Raw genomic sequence first — 15,886 nt, 5'->3', positions numbered from 1 at the left:
GGGGAGGATTATTCAGCGAACGTGTCGTTGAACGGGTTGACCAGTGCGTCGGCAATCAGCTGCTGCTGCTCGCGGACGTGGTCAGCCATGTGACCGGCAGCCGGCGACGCCGAACGTGCGCGACCGGCGTAGTGCAGGTTCTGGCCATCGGCCAGGCAGAACTGCAGGTGGTGGCGGATCTGGTACCACGCGCCCTGGTTCTGCGGTTCTTCCTGCGTCCACACCACGTCGGTGGCCTTGCCGTACTTCTTCAGCTCGGCAGCCAGCAGCGCACGCGGGAACGGATACAGCTGCTCCACGCGGATGATCGCCACGTCGTCCTGGCCACGCTTGGTCTGGTCTTCCAGCAGGTCGTAGTAGACCTTGCCCGAGCACAGCACCACGCGCTTGACCTTCTTGGCATCGGCATTGGCGTCGCCGATCAGGTGCTGGAACTCGCCATTGGCCAGTTCGTCCAGGGTCGACACGGCCAGCTTGTGGCGCAGCAGCGACTTCGGCGACATCACCACCAGCGGCTTGCGGGTGGTCATGTGCAGCTGGCGACGCAGCATGTGGAAGGCCTGCGCCGGGGTCGACGGCACGACAACCAGCATGTTCTCCAGGGCGCACAGCTGCAGGAAGCGCTCCAGGCGCGCCGAGCTGTGTTCCGGGCCTTGTCCTTCATAGCCATGCGGCAGCAGCAGGGTCAGGCCGGAAATGCGGCCCCACTTGGCTTCACCGGCGGCGATGAACTGGTCGATCACCACCTGGGCACCGTTGGCGAAGTCGCCGAACTGGCCTTCCCAGATGCACAGCGTGTTCGGATCGGTGGTGGAGAAACCGTACTCGTAGGCCATCACCGCTTCTTCGCTCAGCAGCGAGTCGATGACGGTGGCCTTCTCCGGCGAGTCCACCAGCTGCCGCAGCGGCATGTAGTAGTTGTCGGTCTTCTGGTCGTGCAGGATCGCATGGCGGTGCGTGAACGTACCGCGGCCGACGTCCTGGCCTACCAGGCGCAGCGCGTGGCCTTCGTCGAGCAGGGTGGCGTAGGCCAGGTTCTCGGCAAAGCCCCAGTCGCCCGCGATCTCGCCGGCGGCCATCTTGCGGCGGTCGTCGTAGACCTTGGCCACGCGCGAGTGCAGCTGCACTTCGTCCGGGATGGTGTTGATCAGCTTGGCCAGCTCGACCAGCTTGTTCTTCTCGACCTTGGTCGAGACCGGGTCGGACAGCTTGCCTTCCAGCAGCTTCGGCCAATCGACGAACAGCGGGCTGGTCGGCGGAGTCTTCTCGACCTTGGCCAGCTCGGTGGTCACTTCACCGGCGTCCAGCTTCTCGCGGTAGGCATCGACCATGGCCTTGCCGGCACCGGCGGCGATCACGCCCGCCTTTTCCAGCTGCTCGGCATACATCTCGCGGGTGGTGGGGTGCTTGCGGATCACCTGGTACATCAGCGGCTGGGTGATCGCCGGCTCGTCGGCCTCGTTGTGGCCCCAACGGCGGTAGCACATCAGGTCGATGACCACGTCCTTGGCGAACTTCTGGCGGAACTCGAAGGCCAGCTGCGCGGCGAACACGACGGCTTCCGGATCATCGCCGTTCACGTGCAGCACCGGGGCGGCGATCATCTTCGCCACGTCGGTGGCATAGCGCGTGGAGCGCGTATCCAGCGGGTTGGAAGTGGTGAAGCCGACCTGGTTGTTGACCACGATGTGCACGGTGCCGCCGACGGCGAAGCCGCGGGCCTGCGACATCTGGAACAGCTCCATGACCACGCCCTGGCCGGAGAAGGCCGCGTCGCCGTGGATCAGGATCGGCATGACCTGCTTGCGTGCGGTGTCCTTGCGGCGCTCCTGGCGCGAACGCACGGAACCGGCCACGACCGGGTCGGCGATTTCCAGGTGCGACGGGTTGAACGCCAGCGCCAGGTGCACCGGGCCACCGTCGGTGGCCACGTCGGCGGAGAAGCCCATGTGGTACTTCACGTCGCCGGCCGACGCGTGCTCGTCGTGCTCGAACTTGCCTTCGAATTCGTCGAACAGCTTGCGCGGGTTCTTGCCCAGGGTGTTGACCAGCACGTTCAGGCGGCCGCGGTGGGCCATGCCGATCACCACGTCCTTGACGCCATCCTTGCCGGCGCTGCGGATGATGGTGTCCATCATCGGGATCAGCGAGTCGCCGCCTTCCAGCGAGAAGCGCTTCTGGCCGACGTACTTGGTGTGCAGGTAGCGCTCCAGGCCTTCGGCCGCGGTCAGGCGCTCCAGGGTGCGGCGCTGGGTGTCAGCGTCCAGCTGGTAGTTGCCACCGGCCGCTTCCAGCTTCTTGTAGATCCACTGGCGCTGCTCGACCTCGGAGATGTGCATGAACTCCGCACCGATCGAGCCGGTGTAGGTCGCCTTCAGGCGTGCGAGCAGGTCGCGCAGCTTCATGCGCGGCTGGCCGCCGACGCCGCCGGTGCTGAACTCGCTGTTGAGATCGGCATCGGACAGGCTGTGGAACGGCAGGCCCAGGTCCGGGGTGTTGACCGGCGCGGCCAGGCCCAGCGGATCGAGGCGGGCGTCCAGGTGGCCGCGCGAGCGGTAGGCGGTGATCAGACGACCGACATTGCGCTCGCGCTCGTCGCCCGCACCGGTGCCGGTGCCAGCTTTCAGCGCATCCTTGGCCGCGTCCGCGATGTGGGAGATGACGGCCGAGTGCGGAATGTCACCTGCTTCGCGGCCCTTGAAGCCGTCGAAGTAGGTTTTCCATTTGGGATCGACACTATCCGGGGAGACCAGGTACTGCTCGTACAGGTCCTCGACATAGGAGGCGTTGCCGCCGGCGAGTTGCGAAGATTGCGCAAACTGCTTCAGTTGATTGTCCACGATGGAGGGTGTTGATTCGCTTTGTGGGGTATGGCTTCAGAAGGACCCGGCAGGAAGATGAATAGCCCTGCGCGGGCGCGTTCAAACAGCCAAATTGTACCCCCAACGGGACACGAAGGGCACCACCACAGGTATCCCGCGTCCGCTGGTGCCGGTTCCAGACAGGTTGGGTCAGCGGTGCCGGCTCAGATGCCGAGCGCGCGCAGTTCGCTGCAATCGCGCGAACGGTCCCAGACGCGTTGCAATTGCTGCCCGAACGGCTGCGAACGTGCCGGCAGCGCGATACCGGCCTCGCCGTCGAGGCGATGGCCGATCAGACGAAAGTAGAAGTCGCCCGCATCGTTGAGCAGGCAGGAAGAGGCCAGCGCGCGGTCGACCGGGTCGCTGACCTCGCGGAACTGGATCACGCTCGGCAAGCGCTGGGCCAGCGCCAGCAGCGGTGCCCCGGCAGAGGCGATCGCAGCGGCATCGTGCACGATCACCCGCAGCTGCTTGTCGTGGCGGGCGGTGACGAAGCGGCGCAGGGCGGCCTGCACCGGCGCCGCGTCGAGCAGTCCCGGGTCCAGCTGGCGGCTGTGCAGCCACAGCTGGCGGCGGGCGCGGTGGACGATGGCCGTGGTGATGGCCACCGCCTGCTCGCGGCGGTCGATCGCGCTGGTCGCGCCCAGCCGGCGGCGCATCTGCTGGTGGCCGATGCCGGCCTCCTCGAACACCTCGCCTTCCGGCAGGAAGCCCTGGCGGGCATAGAAATCGCGGGCGGGCAGCTGGGCGTGCAGGTGCAGCTCGGCCAGGCCGAGCCTGCGCCCGGCCTCGACCAGTGCCTCCAGCAGGGCCTCACCGACCCCGTGGCTGCGATGGCTGGCCAACACCGCCATGCGGCCGATGCGGCCGTCCGGGGCCAGCCGGCCGGTGCCGACCGGCTGGTTGTCACTGTCCAGGGCCAGCACATGGACGCTGAGCGGGTCCAGCGCATCGCGTTCCAGTTCCGCGGCGATGCCCTGTTCCTGCACGAACACGCGTTGGCGCACGTCGTGGATGGCAACGTGGGCGTCGGCGTGGCTGACCTGCTGGACCCGGACCATGGCGGCAGGGCTCAGGCGCGACCGTCGTCGCTGTCGCCTTCGTCGTGATCCTCGAAGTTGACGATGACTTCGATGCCGTCGTCGTGCACGGTCACGGTGTGGACATCGTCGGACACCGCGTCTGCGTCGATCGCGTCGACACGGTCACGGCCTTCGACCACTTCGCCGAGCACCACGGCGTCTTCGCCGTCATCCTCCTCTTCAGCGTCATACACCTCGTTCGGATCGATCAGCTGGAACACGCCACCGACCAGCAGCTGCTGGAGCACGGCACGGCCCTTGTCGGACAGGCCGCGATAGGCGGCGGCGTCGAGCTGCTCGGCACCGGCCAGGCGCTGGGCGTCCTTCACCGGCAGCGCGAAGTCCTGGCCGCTGACGTACAGGCTGGCGCCGCGCTTGGCCCGGCGCCAGGCCAGGCGTGCCCACGGGTGGCGCTGCAGCAGCAGGCCGGAGGCCAGCGCCTGGACCACTTCCTCCGGTGCCGGTGCGGCCTGGTGGGCCATCACTTCGCCGGCGGCGCGGTAGGTGGTGATGAAGCGACCGAACCAGTCACCCAGCTTGTCCGGGTCGTTCATGCGGATGGCGTTGAGCGCGGTGATCACCCGCGCCATCGCCACCGTGTCGATTTCGTTCGGGTCGGCCGGCACCTTGAGGTCGGCATCCTGGTAACGGATGTTCTCGTCGGCATCGGCGATCAGGGTGTCGAGGTAGTCGCTGATCAGCTCGGCCGAGGACGGCGCGCGCATGCCGAAGGAGAACGTCAGGCAGGGATCCTCGGCGACGCCGTGGTGCGGCACGTTCGGCGGCAGGTACAACATGTCGCCCGGCGCCAGCACCCAGTCGTGGGTCGGCTTGAACACCTTCAGCAGCTTCAGTTCCACGTCCGGGCGGAAGCCCAGCGGTGGCTGCTTGCCCTTGATCGATTCGCTGGCGTCGATCTGCCAGCGGCGGTGGCCGTGGGCCTGCAGCAGGAACACGTCGTACTGGTCGACATGGGCGCCGACCGAGCCGCCGGTGGCGGCGAAGCTGATCATCACGTCATCCATGCGCCAACGCGGCAGGAAGCTGAAGTGTTCGATCAGGGCGCGCACGTCCGGGTCCCACTTGTCCACGTCCTGCACCAGCAGGGTCCAGTCGTGGTCGGGCAGGGCCGGGAACACGTCTTCCTGGAACGGGCCGGTGCGCACGCGCCAGCCGTCCCGGGTCTTGTCGTGCTCGATCAGGCGCGCCAGCACGCCTTCCTCGCAGGCCAGCCCGGCCAGGTCTTCCGGCTGCACCGGGGTCTGGAAGTTGGGGAAGGCGTTGCGGATCAGCAGCGGGCGTTTCTGCCAGAAGTCGCGCAGGAAGGTGGCCGGCGCCATGCCCAGCGGCTGGCCGGGGCGGGCGGTGACTTCGATGAGGGGGCGGAGGACTTGCGGGCGGCCATGGGGGAATCCTTGCAGCGGAAAGCGGGAGGGGCGGCGTGGCGGGCCGCCGAGGTCTCCATTGTCCGACGTTCGTGGGATTGCGCACGTGTGGTGGTTTGTCGCGGGGTGTCCGGCCAACGGCGGAGCCCCTCGTGGCGGGGACGGGTTCACAAGCAAAAGCCGCGCTTGGCCGGGCGGGTGGGCTGCGCGGGGGACGCTGCAAGTACGTCCCTGTAAGTTTGGCCGCCGCATCCATGCGGCGGACACCCCCGCGCAGCCCACCCGCCCGGCCCCTGACAGTTTCCTGCGCGGCCCGCCACGGAATGAAAGAAGAAAATCAAAGGCAAAAGCGGGTCGCGCGCTGCGCTTGCTCATGTAGAGCAGAGCCAACGCTCGGCTTGCTGTTGCCCGTGCCCAAAAGCAGCCGAGCACGGGCTCGGCTCTACAAAAGACCCTCAAACAAAGAGGGACGCGGCGAAGCCGCGTCCCTCTTTCAAATTCCGTCCCGACAACCCAATGCTCTTCGATCCGTCACCGGGAAACTGTCAGAGGTGGGGCGGGTTGGGTTCGCGGGGTGTCCGCGGCATGGATGCCGCGGCCAAGCCCCCAGGGACGGGTTCACGGCGTCCCCCGCGAACCCAACCCGCCCCGCCAAGCGAGGCAGTAACCCAGAGCCGCCTTTGACGTTGCAGTTGCAGTTAAGCCTGCCGCAGGCAGCGCCCGCGGCCGCCGCCGCAAGCAAACCCCTTAGATCTTCTTTGCCAGCGCCTCGGCCAGGCCGGTGTAGCTGCCCGGGGTCATCTCGAGCAGACGCTGCTTCGCATCCGTCGGCAGCTCCAGCCCCTGCACGAACGCACGCATCGACTCGGCCGTGATGCCCTGGCCGCGGGTCAGCGCCTTCAGCTGCTCGTACGGGTTCGGCAGGCCATGGCGGCGCATCACCGTCTGCACGGCCTCGGCCAGCACTTCCCAGGCCGCGTCCAGATCCGCATCCAGGCGCTGCGGGTTCACCTCCAGCTTGCCCAGGCCCTTGGCCAGCGAATCCAGCGCCACCTGGCTGTGGCCGAACGCGGTGCCCAGCGCACGCAGCACGGTGGAATCGGTCAGGTCACGCTGCCAGCGGCTGATCGGCAGCTTGGCGCTGAAGTGCTCGAACAGGGCGTTGGCGATGCCGAAATTGCCTTCCGCATTCTCGAAGTCGATCGGATTGACCTTGTGCGGCATCGTCGACGAGCCGACTTCGCCTTCCTTCAGGCGCTGCTTGAAGTAGCCCAGCGAGATGTAGCCCCAGATGTCGCGGGCCAGGTCGATCAGGATGATGTTGGCGCGGCGTGCGGCATCGCCGATCTCGGCCACGTTGTCGTGCGGCTCGATCTGCGTGGTGTACGGGTTGAATACCAGGCCCAGGCCGGTCACGAAGCGCTCGGCGAAGGCAGGCCAGTCCACGTCCGGGTAGCTGGCGATGTGGGCGTTGTAGTTGCCGACCGCACCGTTGATTTTGCCGGTCAGTTCGACTGCGGCAATCTGCCTGCGCTGGCGCTCCAGGCGGGCGACCACGTTGGCCAGTTCCTTGCCCAAGGTGGTCGGCGAGGCGGTCTGGCCGTGGGTGCGCGACAGCATCGGCTGGCCGGCCTGGGCGTGGGCCAGGCTGCGCAGGGTGCTGGCGATGCCGTCCAGGGTCGGCAGCAGCACTTCACGGCGGGCCTGTTCCAGCATCAGGCCGTAGCTGAGATTGTTGATGTCTTCGCTGGTGCAGGCGAAATGCACGAATTCCAGCGCCGGAGCCAGCTCGGCGTCGTCCTTCAGCTGTTCCTTGATGAAGTACTCCACCGCCTTGACGTCATGGTTGGTGGTGCGCTCGATCTCCTTCACGCGTGCAGCCTGGGCCGGGCTGAAGCTGGCGGCCAGGGCGCGCAGGCGGGCGACGGCGGCGTCGGAGAACGGGGCCAGTTCGACGATGCCCGGCTCGGCGGCCAGCGCCAGCAGCCATTCCACCTCGACCGTGATGCGGGCCTTGATCAGGCCGTACTCGGAGAAGATCGGGCGCAGGGCGTCGACCTTGCCGGCATAGCGGCCATCGAGCGGGGACAGGGCGAGCAGGGCGGAATCGGACATGTCGGCAGGGCTGGGGCGAGCGGCGGGGGCCATATTCTACGACGTGCCGGTCAGGTAGTGCCGGCCGCTGGCCGGCAACCACGCCCGGCCTACGCTTCCATGGATTGCCGGCCAGCGGCCGGCACTACCCCTGCGCGTGCACAACGGCCGTGCAGACGGAACGATCTGGCCCGCGCTCGTCATCCCACGCTGCGGGCAAGGGAGTATCGTTGGCGCAGCCGCCAGCCCGGGAAGCGACACCCTGCCAGCCGCCGCTTCCCTTTCCCCAACTGAAGTAGTGCGGAGTTGATGCAATGAGCAAAGCTGCAAGCAAGGGTTTCAGAATCGAACACGACAGCATGGGCGAGCTGCAGGTGCCTGCCGACGCCCTGTGGGGCGCGCAGACCCAGCGTGCCGTGCAGAACTTCCCGGTGTCGGGCCAGCGCATGCCGCGCGGTTTCATCCGTGCCCTGGGCCTGGTCAAGGGCGCCGCCGCGGGCGTCAACGCGGAGCTGGGCCATCTGCCGAAGAACGTGGCCAAGGCCATCCAGACCGCTGCCGCCGAAGTGGCCGCCGGCAACTGGGATGCGCAGTTCCCGATCGATGTCTACCAGACTGGTTCGGGCACGTCGTCGAACATGAATGCCAATGAGGTCATCGCCACACTGGCCAACCGTGCCGGCAAGGCGGGCAAGACCGCCGTGCACCCCAATGACCACGTCAACCAGGGGCAGAGCTCCAACGACGTGATTCCGACCGCGCTGCGCGTGTCGGCGGTGTTGGCGACGCATGAGCAGCTGCTGCCGGCGCTGGTGCACCTGCGCAAGACCCTGGACAAGAAGGGCCGCAGCCTGCGCAAGGTGGTCAAGACCGGCCGTACCCACCTGATGGACGCGATGCCACTGACCTTCGAGCAGGAGTTCGGCGCATGGTCGGCACAGCTGGCCTCGGCGCAGGAGCGGATCGAAGACAGCCTCAGGCGCGTGCGCCGCCTGCCGCTGGGTGGCACCGCCATCGGCACCGGCATCAATGCCGACCCGCGCTTCGGCGCGCAGGTGGCCAAGGCACTGAAGCAACAGACCGGTTTCAAGTTCGACAGCGCCGAGAACAAGTTCGAGGGCCTGGCCGCGCAGGATGATGCCGTGGAACTGTCGGGCCAGCTCAATGCACTGGCCGTGGCGCTGATCAAGATCGCCAATGATCTTCGCTGGATGAATGCCGGTCCGCTGGCCGGGCTGGGCGAGATCGAACTGCCGGCGCTGCAGCCGGGCAGCTCGATCATGCCGGGCAAGGTCAACCCGGTGATTCCGGAAGCGACCGTGATGGCCTGCGCGCAGGTGATCGGCCACCACACGGCAATCACCGTGGCCGGGCAGACCGGAAACTTCCAGCTCAACGTCACCCTGCCGCTGATCGCGGTGAACCTGCTCGATGGCATCGGCCTGCTGGCCAATGTGTCGCGGCTGCTGGCCGACAGCGCGATCGCCGGGTTGAAAGTGCGCGAGGACCGTGTGGCCGAAGCGCTGGCGCGCAATCCGATCCTGGTCACGGCATTGAATCCGATCATCGGCTACGAGAAGGCCGCGGCCATCGCCAAGCGTGCCTACAAGGAACAACGCCCGGTGTTGGACGTGGCACTGGAAGACAGCGGGCTGGAGGAGGCCGAATTGCGGCGCCTGCTGGATCCGACCGCACTGACCGCAGGTGGCATCCAGGCTGGCGGTGGTGGCGCCGGCGGTTGATCTGCTGGTTGTAGAGCCGAGCCCATGCTCGGCTCAGGTTCCGGGCAGCAGCCGAGCATAGGCTCGGCTCTACAAGAGGAAACGCCGCCCTGGGGCGGCGTTTCTGCTTCAGCGACGGTCGGCGACGATGTTGCCGAACGTGTCGGTGTAATCCTTGAACTCGGGTATGCGCTGGACCAGGTCCGCCGGAATCACTTCCATGCCCTCCGGCGGCTGGATCTTCACCGGTTGCATGTTGGGATCGGCCGGGGCGGCGACCAGGGTGTTCTGGCGCAGCACCTGCAGCTTGCCGAACATCGTCTGCAGCATCTGCTTCTGCCCCTGGTCCAGCGGGATCTGGATCTCGTCCAGCTTCATCGTGCCATCGCCGAGGATGATGATGTTCGGTGCCGGCGGGCGACGCACGGTCACCATGCCTTCGCTGACGGAAATCTTGGGCTTGCCGCGCTCGGCGCGGTGATTGCGGTAATCCTTGTCACAGCCGACCAGGCCCAGGCAGAGCAGGGCGGCCAGCAGCAGGAACAACTTCTTCATGGCATTCGGTTCGGGGGCGTCCGGGGCCGACATTGTAAGCCGGTCGGCACGTGACGGCCGGCAGCGGGGCGCCGCTGCCGGCCGGGTGCGCTGATCTGTCACAGGCCTAGCGCTGGACCACGGTGTCCTTGCCGCAGTCGTCGACGTCACTCTGGTCCATTGTGGCGTAGGGCTTGAACGCGGGCAGCGAAGCGGCCAACGCCTGCTGGCTGGCCAGCATCGCCGGCATGCGGTTGCAGATGCGCTTGGCCTGGGCTTCGATCTTCTCCGCCTCGGCATTGATCCGCTTCTCGATGCCCTCGCTGTCGCCGCTGAAGATGCCCTTCAGGGCCTCTCCGGCAGCACTGGCGCCGAGCTTGGCACCGGCCAGGCCGACATCCATGCCGTCCATTGCAATGGCGACCACGTGGCCGCGGTACTCCTGCAGTTGGCGGCGCTGGGTTTCGTTGGCGGCCACTTCCTTGCCGGCGATCAGCAGGCGGCCATCCGGGGTGATCTCGGCACGCGGCTGCTTGTCGGCCGAGATCTTGATGTTGCCCTCGGTGATGTCCTTGCGGGCATCGTCCATGGCCTCCTTGACAGTCTGGCCGACGCCGCTGGTGGCCTCGGCGACGCTCTTGCCGATGGTCTTGTCGGGTGCGGAAGAAGTGCCGCCGCAGGCGATCAGCGGCAGGCACAGCAGGGTGGCAGGCAGCACGCGCAGCAGATTCATGGCAGTTTCCTCGATCGATCCGTTAGCGGTTACTTCTTACGGGGCAGGGTGACGGTGCCACTGACGTTGCGGTGGCCGACATCGCCGCTGCCGCTGTGGTCGACGGTCAGGCTGCCGCGCACGCCATCGACCTGGATGTCCCCCGAGCCGTGGCTGCGCACATGCACATTGCCGCCGATGTCGGACAGATCAACATCGCCCGAGCCGACCACACCGACCTCGACGTTGCCTTGCACGCGCTTGAACCCGATGTCGCCGGAACCGACCGTGTCCAGTCGTGCGTTGCCGCGGACATCGCTGATCTTCAGGTCACCCGAACCGACAGTGCCGGTGACCGCTTCGCCACCGATGTTGCGCACCTTGACGTCGCCGGAACCCAGCGAAAGCAGGTTCAGCGAACTGCCGCCATCAATGTCCAGGTCGCCCGAACCCACCGCTGCGTGGATGCTGCCGCGGGTGCCACGCACGATGGCATCACCGGAGCCGACATCCACGCTCAGCGACTGCGCGTTGTCTACGCTGGCGTCGCCGGAGCCGACCTTCAGCTGCAGGGGCAGGTTGTCCGGCACGCTGCCACGGATGTCCAGCCAGGCGTAGCTGCTGCCCAGGCTGATGCCGCTGTCGCGGCCCTCGCGGCGCAGGCTCACCACCAGCTTGTCGCCCACCCTGCGCTGGTCCAGTACCAGCTGGTCCAGCCATTCCTGGCTGGACGCGCAGGCGCGGCCATCGAGCTGGCCAGTGCCCTTGCCGGCGACGACCTTCAGGTCGTGCTGGTTGACCTCGAGCACCACAGCCCTGGCACCGGCCACATCCAGCTTCAGCGTGCGGGCGGCGGTGAACTTGCAGTTCGGAGCATCGGCGGCCAGCGCCGACAGCGGCAACAGCAACAACGCAGAACAGGCGAGCAGGGAACGCATGGGTGGTGCCTCCGGGTGGATGGAATCAGATCTCGCCGGCGCGCTTGCGCAGACGGATGGCAAGGACGATGAACACGGCGCCGACGGCGGCGCCGATCCACAGTTCCGGCATCGCCAGTGACTTCAGCTGCGAGGCCGGCGACATCAGGCTGACCACCGATTCGAGGTCGCGACGCGTGCCTTCCTCGGCGCTGAGGCGATACACCAGGTCCGTGCCCGGTACGCCGCCCAGCAGCAGCCGGCCAACGATGTTCTGCCAGAACCAGCCCGTGGTCAGGCCGATCAGCGGCATCACCTTGGTCGTGCTGACGATGACGCCGGCGAACAGCGGCAGCATCACCGCCCACAGGAACGGCTTGCTGCGGGCCCAGGCCGAGCACAGCAGCAGCCAGCCGGCGGTGGGCAGGGCCCACAGGGCGTAGACCGGGATCCAGGCCAGGTGGCCGGCGGCCAGGGTCAGCGGGCTGGCCGGGCCCCAGATCAGGGTCATTGGGCTGCCGCCGTGCATCAGCGCGACGATGCTGATCACCAGCATGAAGCCGAACATGGTGATGATGCCGGCGATCACCGCGATCAGCGGGGCCACGATCAGTGCGCTGATCACCTTGGACAGCACGGTCTGGGTATCCGACAGCGGCAGTGACTTCCAGAACAGGATGCTGCGGTCGCGGCGGTCGTCGTACAGGGCACCCAGGCAGTAGAAAAACACCACGAAGGCCAGTACCAGGAACGGCCAGGCCGAGCTGAGCACCAGGGTCAGGTCGAGGCCGTTGCCGAGGTCAGCCAGATCCTTGGCACTGATGTCGCGGGTCAGCAGGGCCAGGTCCAGGCCGTTGATGTTCACGTCTTCGCCGTCGATGTGCAGGCCACCATCACGCGCGGCCCGGTGCAGGGCGAACAGGCCGAAGGCGATGCCGATGGTGCTCATCACCAGCGAGATCAGGCCGGCGATCAACGGTGCATACAGGAAACCGCCACGGTTCTCCCAGTACTCGCGCTTGAGCAGCCAGCGCAGGGTGCCCATCGGGCTGACGGGGTGGTTGACGGCATTCATGCGTAGGTCCCCTTCATGATGGCGACGAACAGATCGGCCAGGCCCGGGCTGCGGGTCTCGCCAAGCGTGGAAAGCTGGGCGCGCGGCACGCCATCGAACAGCATCACGGTCTTGCCGAACGCCAAGCTGCGCTCGTCGATCGGCTTCAGCGCACGCGCGGTCTCCAGCTGGTCGGCGTTGACCAGCAGCTCGGTGTAGCGCTGGCCGACATCGTCCATGTCCGCGTCGAGCACGATGCGGCCATCACGGATGAACATGACGTCGCTGAGGATGTGCTCGATCTCTTCCACCTGATGGGTGGTGACGATGATGGTCTTCTGTTCGTCGAAGTAGTCCTCCAGCAGGCGCTGGTAGAACTCCTTGCGATAGAGGATGTCCAGGCCGAGAGTGGGCTCGTCCAGCACCAGGATGCGGGCGTCGATGGCCATCACCAGCGCCAGGTGCAGCTGCACGATCATGCCCTTGGACAGTTCGCGCACGCGCTGCTTCGGTTGCAGCTTGGTATTGGCCAGGAAGCGCTCGCAGCGGGCCCGGTCGAAGCGCGGGTGCACGCCGGCGACGAAGTCGATCGCCTCGCGCACCTTCAGCCAGCGCGGCAGCACGGCGACGTCGGCGATGAAGCAGATGTCATTCATCAGCTCGTCGCGATGCAGTCGCGGATCGCGGCCGAGCACGCTCAGGTCGCCTTCCACCGAGGTGAGGCCGAGGATGGCCTTCAGTGCGGTGGTCTTGCCGGCGCCGTTGGGGCCGATCAAGCCGACGATGCGCCCGCTCGGAATGCTGAAGCTGGCGTTGTCGAGGGCTACCGTGGTCCTGTAGGCCTTGCGCAGGCCTCGCGCGGTGATGACGGGTTCGCTTGCAGTGCTGTTCATCAGACGTTCCCCTGGGGCAGCAATTCGTCGAGGCTCAGGCCCAGGCGCTGAATGCGCTCCAGCACCGCGGGCCATTCTTCGTTGAGGAAGCGCTCGCGCTCGCTGCTGCGCAGCTGCGTGGCCGCCTGCTCGGTCATGAACATGCCCAGGCCGCGGCGCTTCTCGACCAGGCCTTCATCGGCCAGTTCCTGGTAGGCGCGCGAAACGGTGATGGGGTTGAGTTGATAGTCGGCGGCCACCTGGCGCACCGAAGGCAGGGCATCGCCCGGCTTCAGGATTCCGTCGAGCATCATGGCGATCACGCGCTCCTTCAATTGACGGTAGATGGGAGCGCCGTCGCTCCACTGGATGTCGCTCATATTCAGCTCCGTGGGGTCAGCGGCTGGGCGAACGAGAAATACGGCATGGACAGGGAGCTGTGCAGCCGACGCGGGGGAGGGGGGAGGAATCGGCGTTCCCGGCCGGTGCAGCGGTTGCGTCCTGCGCACTGTCGGGAGAGGCGGGGGTGGTGGGCGTGGCCAGCCAGGCCAGCACGATCAGGGTCGAAACAGCAGCGGCCGCGGGTGCGGTGAGGTTGCGACGGATGCGGGCGTTCACGGCTTCCCCCTGTCTCAGGTGACTGGTGTTGTATGCAACTATAACACCGGCACGCCTGGGTGCAACCCCCTGCCGTCCCCAACTGATGGCAGGGGTGGTCAAATTGCTGAAATATCCTCTTATCCATTTGATTGGAAAGGGAAATAAATTTGATGTGCGGGCTGGTCCAGTTCCGCCTGCCATTCAGTGTTGTCCATGCTATGTCATCACTGCGCCGTCGTTGGCAAGGCCAGCGGGAAGACGCCACGCCGCGCAAAGCCGCTGGCGCTTGCCGCAACGGGGGGGCGGGGGCGGTGCTATAGTTCGGCCGATTCCCGGCCGCTACCGGCCGGCCCTGTGAATGGCTACCGCGGACCGCTCTCGATGCCCCTGCCGACCGTTATCCCGCGCCGCCTGCGCGGCCTGTCCCTGCTGACCCTGCTGGTGGCCGGCCTGGCCGGTTCCGGCCATGTGCTGGCGGCCGATCTGCTGGACCTGGAGTACCGCCCACTGGCCAGCAAGCAGCAGGTCAACCTGCAGCAGCGCTACCACGGGCAGGTACTGCTGGTGGTCAATACCGCAAGCAAGTGCGGCTATACCCCTCAGTACGAAGGCCTGGAGGCGCTGCAGAAGCGTTATGCCGGCCGCGGCTTTGCCGTGCTCGGTTTCCCGTCCAACGATTTCAAGGGCCAGGAGCCCGGTGACGAAAAGCAGATCCAGGATTTCTGCACGCTCACCTACGGCGTCAGGTTCCCGATGTTCGAGAAGGTGCATGTCGTCGGTGCACAGGCCACGCCGCTGTACCAGAGGCTGACCGCGGCCACCGGCGTGGCGCCGGGCTGGAACTTCCACAAGTACCTGGTCGGCCGCGATGGCAAGGTCATTGCCCAGTTCGCCAGCAAGGTAACGCCGGACGATCCGCAGCTGACCGCCGCCATCGACAAGGCGCTGGCCGCAGCCGCCACGCATTGATATCCGGCACGGATGCCTCGACATCGACGGCATGCGTGCGACAATGTTTCTTTTCGCGCCGACGTCGGCGCCCAGACACTTCCAGGAATGCAGCGAATGAAGATGGGAATGCGCGGCGCCGCGGCGTCGGTTCTGATTCTGGCGATGGGCACTTCGGGTGTCGCTCTGTCGCAACAACCGGCTGCCCCCGCAGCCGTCAAGGAGACCGCAACCTTGAATTCCCCCAAGCAGAAGCTCGGCTACGCCATCGGCCTTGATGTCGCCAAGTCGTTCACCCCGATCGCCGATGAGATCGATGTGGCCGCGCTGCGCACTGCCGTGGAGCGTTCGTTCGAAGGCCTGCAGCCGCAGATCACCCAGGAACAGGCCAAGGCCACCGATGCCGCGTTGCGCCAGGTCGTGATGGCCCGCAGTGGCCAGCAGGTGCCGGGCATGGCGCCGGGTTCGCAGCCGCCGAAGGTCGATCGCGTCAAAGTGTCGCAGATGATCGGTTCGTACTCGGTCGGCCCGTCGCTGGCACAGCTGAAGGACGACATCGATGTCGCCTCGCTGTTTGACGCGATCAGCACAGGCCTGAGCAAGGGCCAGCCGAAGATGACGGAAGCTGACGCGACCGCCACCATCCAGGCCTTCATGGGCAGCAAGCAGGCCGAGATGCAGGCCAAGGCCGCCGCCGCTGCGCAGACCAACCGCGAGGAAGGCAACGCGTTCCTGGCCAAGAACAAGACCCAGCCGGGCGTGGTGACCACCCCGTCTGGCCTGCAGTACCAGATCATCCGCCCGGGTAGCGGCGAGCGCCCGCTGCCGAGCAGCAAGGTGCGTGTGAACTACGAAGGCAAGCTGCTCAACGGCACCGTGTTTGACAGCTCCTATGGTCGCCAGCCGGCCGAGTTCGGCCTGGACCAGGTGATCAAGGGCTGGACCGAAGGCGTCGCGCTGATGCCGGTCGGTTCGAAGTACCGCTTCTGGATCCCGGGTGAGCTGGCTTACGGTGAGAACGGCACCCCGGGTGGCCCGATCGGCCCGAACGCGACTCTGACCTTCGACGTCGAGCTGCTGGGCGTCCTGCCGTAAGCGACCACGGA

12 protein-coding genes and 1 pseudogene are annotated in these 15,886 nt (G+C 66.7%); 3 read left to right on the top strand and 10 right to left on the bottom strand.

Going from position 1 to position 15,886, the window contains the following annotated elements:
• Positions 1–8: 8 nt before the first annotated feature.
• The 4 genes and pseudogenes from DL544_RS13660 to purB all read right to left on the bottom strand — a co-directional run bounded on the left by DL544_RS13660 (position 9) and on the right by purB (position 7,443).
• Positions 9–2,840, bottom strand: a complete 2,832-nt coding sequence (locus DL544_RS13660; RefSeq protein ID WP_053499858.1) for a 2-oxoglutarate dehydrogenase E1 component — start codon at positions 2,838–2,840, stop codon at positions 9–11.
• A 185-nt stretch (positions 2,841–3,025) separates the two neighbouring features.
• Positions 3,026–3,922 carry a GNAT family N-acetyltransferase gene (locus DL544_RS13655; RefSeq protein WP_065186073.1) on the bottom strand — a complete coding sequence of 299 codons (897 nt, stop codon included), beginning with the start codon at positions 3,920–3,922 and terminating at the stop codon, positions 3,026–3,028.
• 11 nt (positions 3,923–3,933) lie between these two features.
• A pseudogene (locus DL544_RS13650) lies at positions 3,934–5,348 on the bottom strand (ribosomal protein uL16 3-hydroxylase).
• Positions 5,349–6,075: 727 nt separating this feature from the next.
• Positions 6,076–7,443, bottom strand: coding sequence for an adenylosuccinate lyase (gene purB, locus DL544_RS13645; RefSeq protein ID WP_065178598.1), 1,368 nt, complete (start codon positions 7,441–7,443; stop codon positions 6,076–6,078).
• 293 nt (positions 7,444–7,736) lie between these two features.
• On the opposite strand from purB, the gene DL544_RS13640 reads away from it, so the two are divergent.
• On the top strand, positions 7,737–9,164 hold the full coding sequence (locus DL544_RS13640; RefSeq protein WP_005417504.1) for a class II fumarate hydratase: 1,428 nt from the start codon (positions 7,737–7,739) through the stop codon (positions 9,162–9,164).
• A gap of 108 nt (positions 9,165–9,272) precedes the next feature.
• Here the strand turns inward: DL544_RS13640 and DL544_RS13635 are convergent, their stop codons facing one another.
• From DL544_RS13635 to DL544_RS13610, 6 genes are all read right to left on the bottom strand, one after another.
• Positions 9,273–9,698 carry a hypothetical protein gene (locus tag DL544_RS13635; RefSeq protein WP_065186862.1) on the bottom strand — a complete coding sequence of 142 codons (426 nt, stop codon included), beginning with the start codon at positions 9,696–9,698 and terminating at the stop codon, positions 9,273–9,275.
• Positions 9,699–9,804: 106 nt separating this feature from the next.
• Positions 9,805–10,410, bottom strand: a complete 606-nt coding sequence (locus tag DL544_RS13630; protein WP_065178600.1) for a YggN family protein — start codon at positions 10,408–10,410, stop codon at positions 9,805–9,807.
• A 29-nt stretch (positions 10,411–10,439) separates the two neighbouring features.
• Positions 10,440–11,327: a GIN domain-containing protein gene (locus DL544_RS13625; RefSeq protein ID WP_139727358.1), complete on the bottom strand. Its 888-nt coding sequence runs from the start codon at positions 11,325–11,327 to the stop codon at positions 10,440–10,442.
• A gap of 25 nt (positions 11,328–11,352) precedes the next feature.
• Entirely contained in the window at positions 11,353–12,381 is a 1,029-nt protein-coding gene (locus tag DL544_RS13620; protein WP_065178601.1) for an ABC-2 transporter permease, read from the bottom strand.
• Positions 12,378–13,253: an ABC transporter ATP-binding protein gene (locus tag DL544_RS13615; RefSeq protein ID WP_061480097.1), complete on the bottom strand. Its 876-nt coding sequence runs from the start codon at positions 13,251–13,253 to the stop codon at positions 12,378–12,380. The genes DL544_RS13620 and DL544_RS13615 overlap by 4 nt, the downstream gene beginning before the upstream one ends.
• Entirely contained in the window at positions 13,253–13,612 is a 360-nt protein-coding gene (locus tag DL544_RS13610) for a GntR family transcriptional regulator (RefSeq protein WP_005417481.1), read from the bottom strand. Before DL544_RS13610 ends, DL544_RS13615 begins: the two co-directional genes overlap by 1 nt.
• 601 nt (positions 13,613–14,213) lie before the next feature.
• Between DL544_RS13610 and DL544_RS13600 the strand changes: the two genes are divergently transcribed.
• Positions 14,214–14,801 (top strand): glutathione peroxidase, encoded by a 588-nt coding sequence (locus tag DL544_RS13600; RefSeq protein WP_005417477.1) that lies wholly within the window; start codon positions 14,214–14,216, stop codon positions 14,799–14,801.
• Positions 14,802–14,897: 96 nt separating this feature from the next.
• The gene (locus DL544_RS13595) at positions 14,898–15,875 is read left to right on the top strand and encodes an FKBP-type peptidyl-prolyl cis-trans isomerase N-terminal domain-containing protein (protein ID WP_139727356.1); all 978 of its coding nucleotides are present in this window, start codon (positions 14,898–14,900) and stop codon (positions 15,873–15,875) included.
• Positions 15,876–15,886: the final 11 nt, after the last annotated feature.

Origin of the sequence: Stenotrophomonas sp. pho, from assembly GCF_006228405.1 — a bacterium.
Lineage (GTDB): Bacteria > Pseudomonadota > Gammaproteobacteria > Xanthomonadales > Xanthomonadaceae > Stenotrophomonas > Stenotrophomonas sepilia.
The sequence above is the reverse complement of the archived record's forward strand: the minus strand, read 5'-3'. Positions and strand labels throughout refer to the sequence as shown.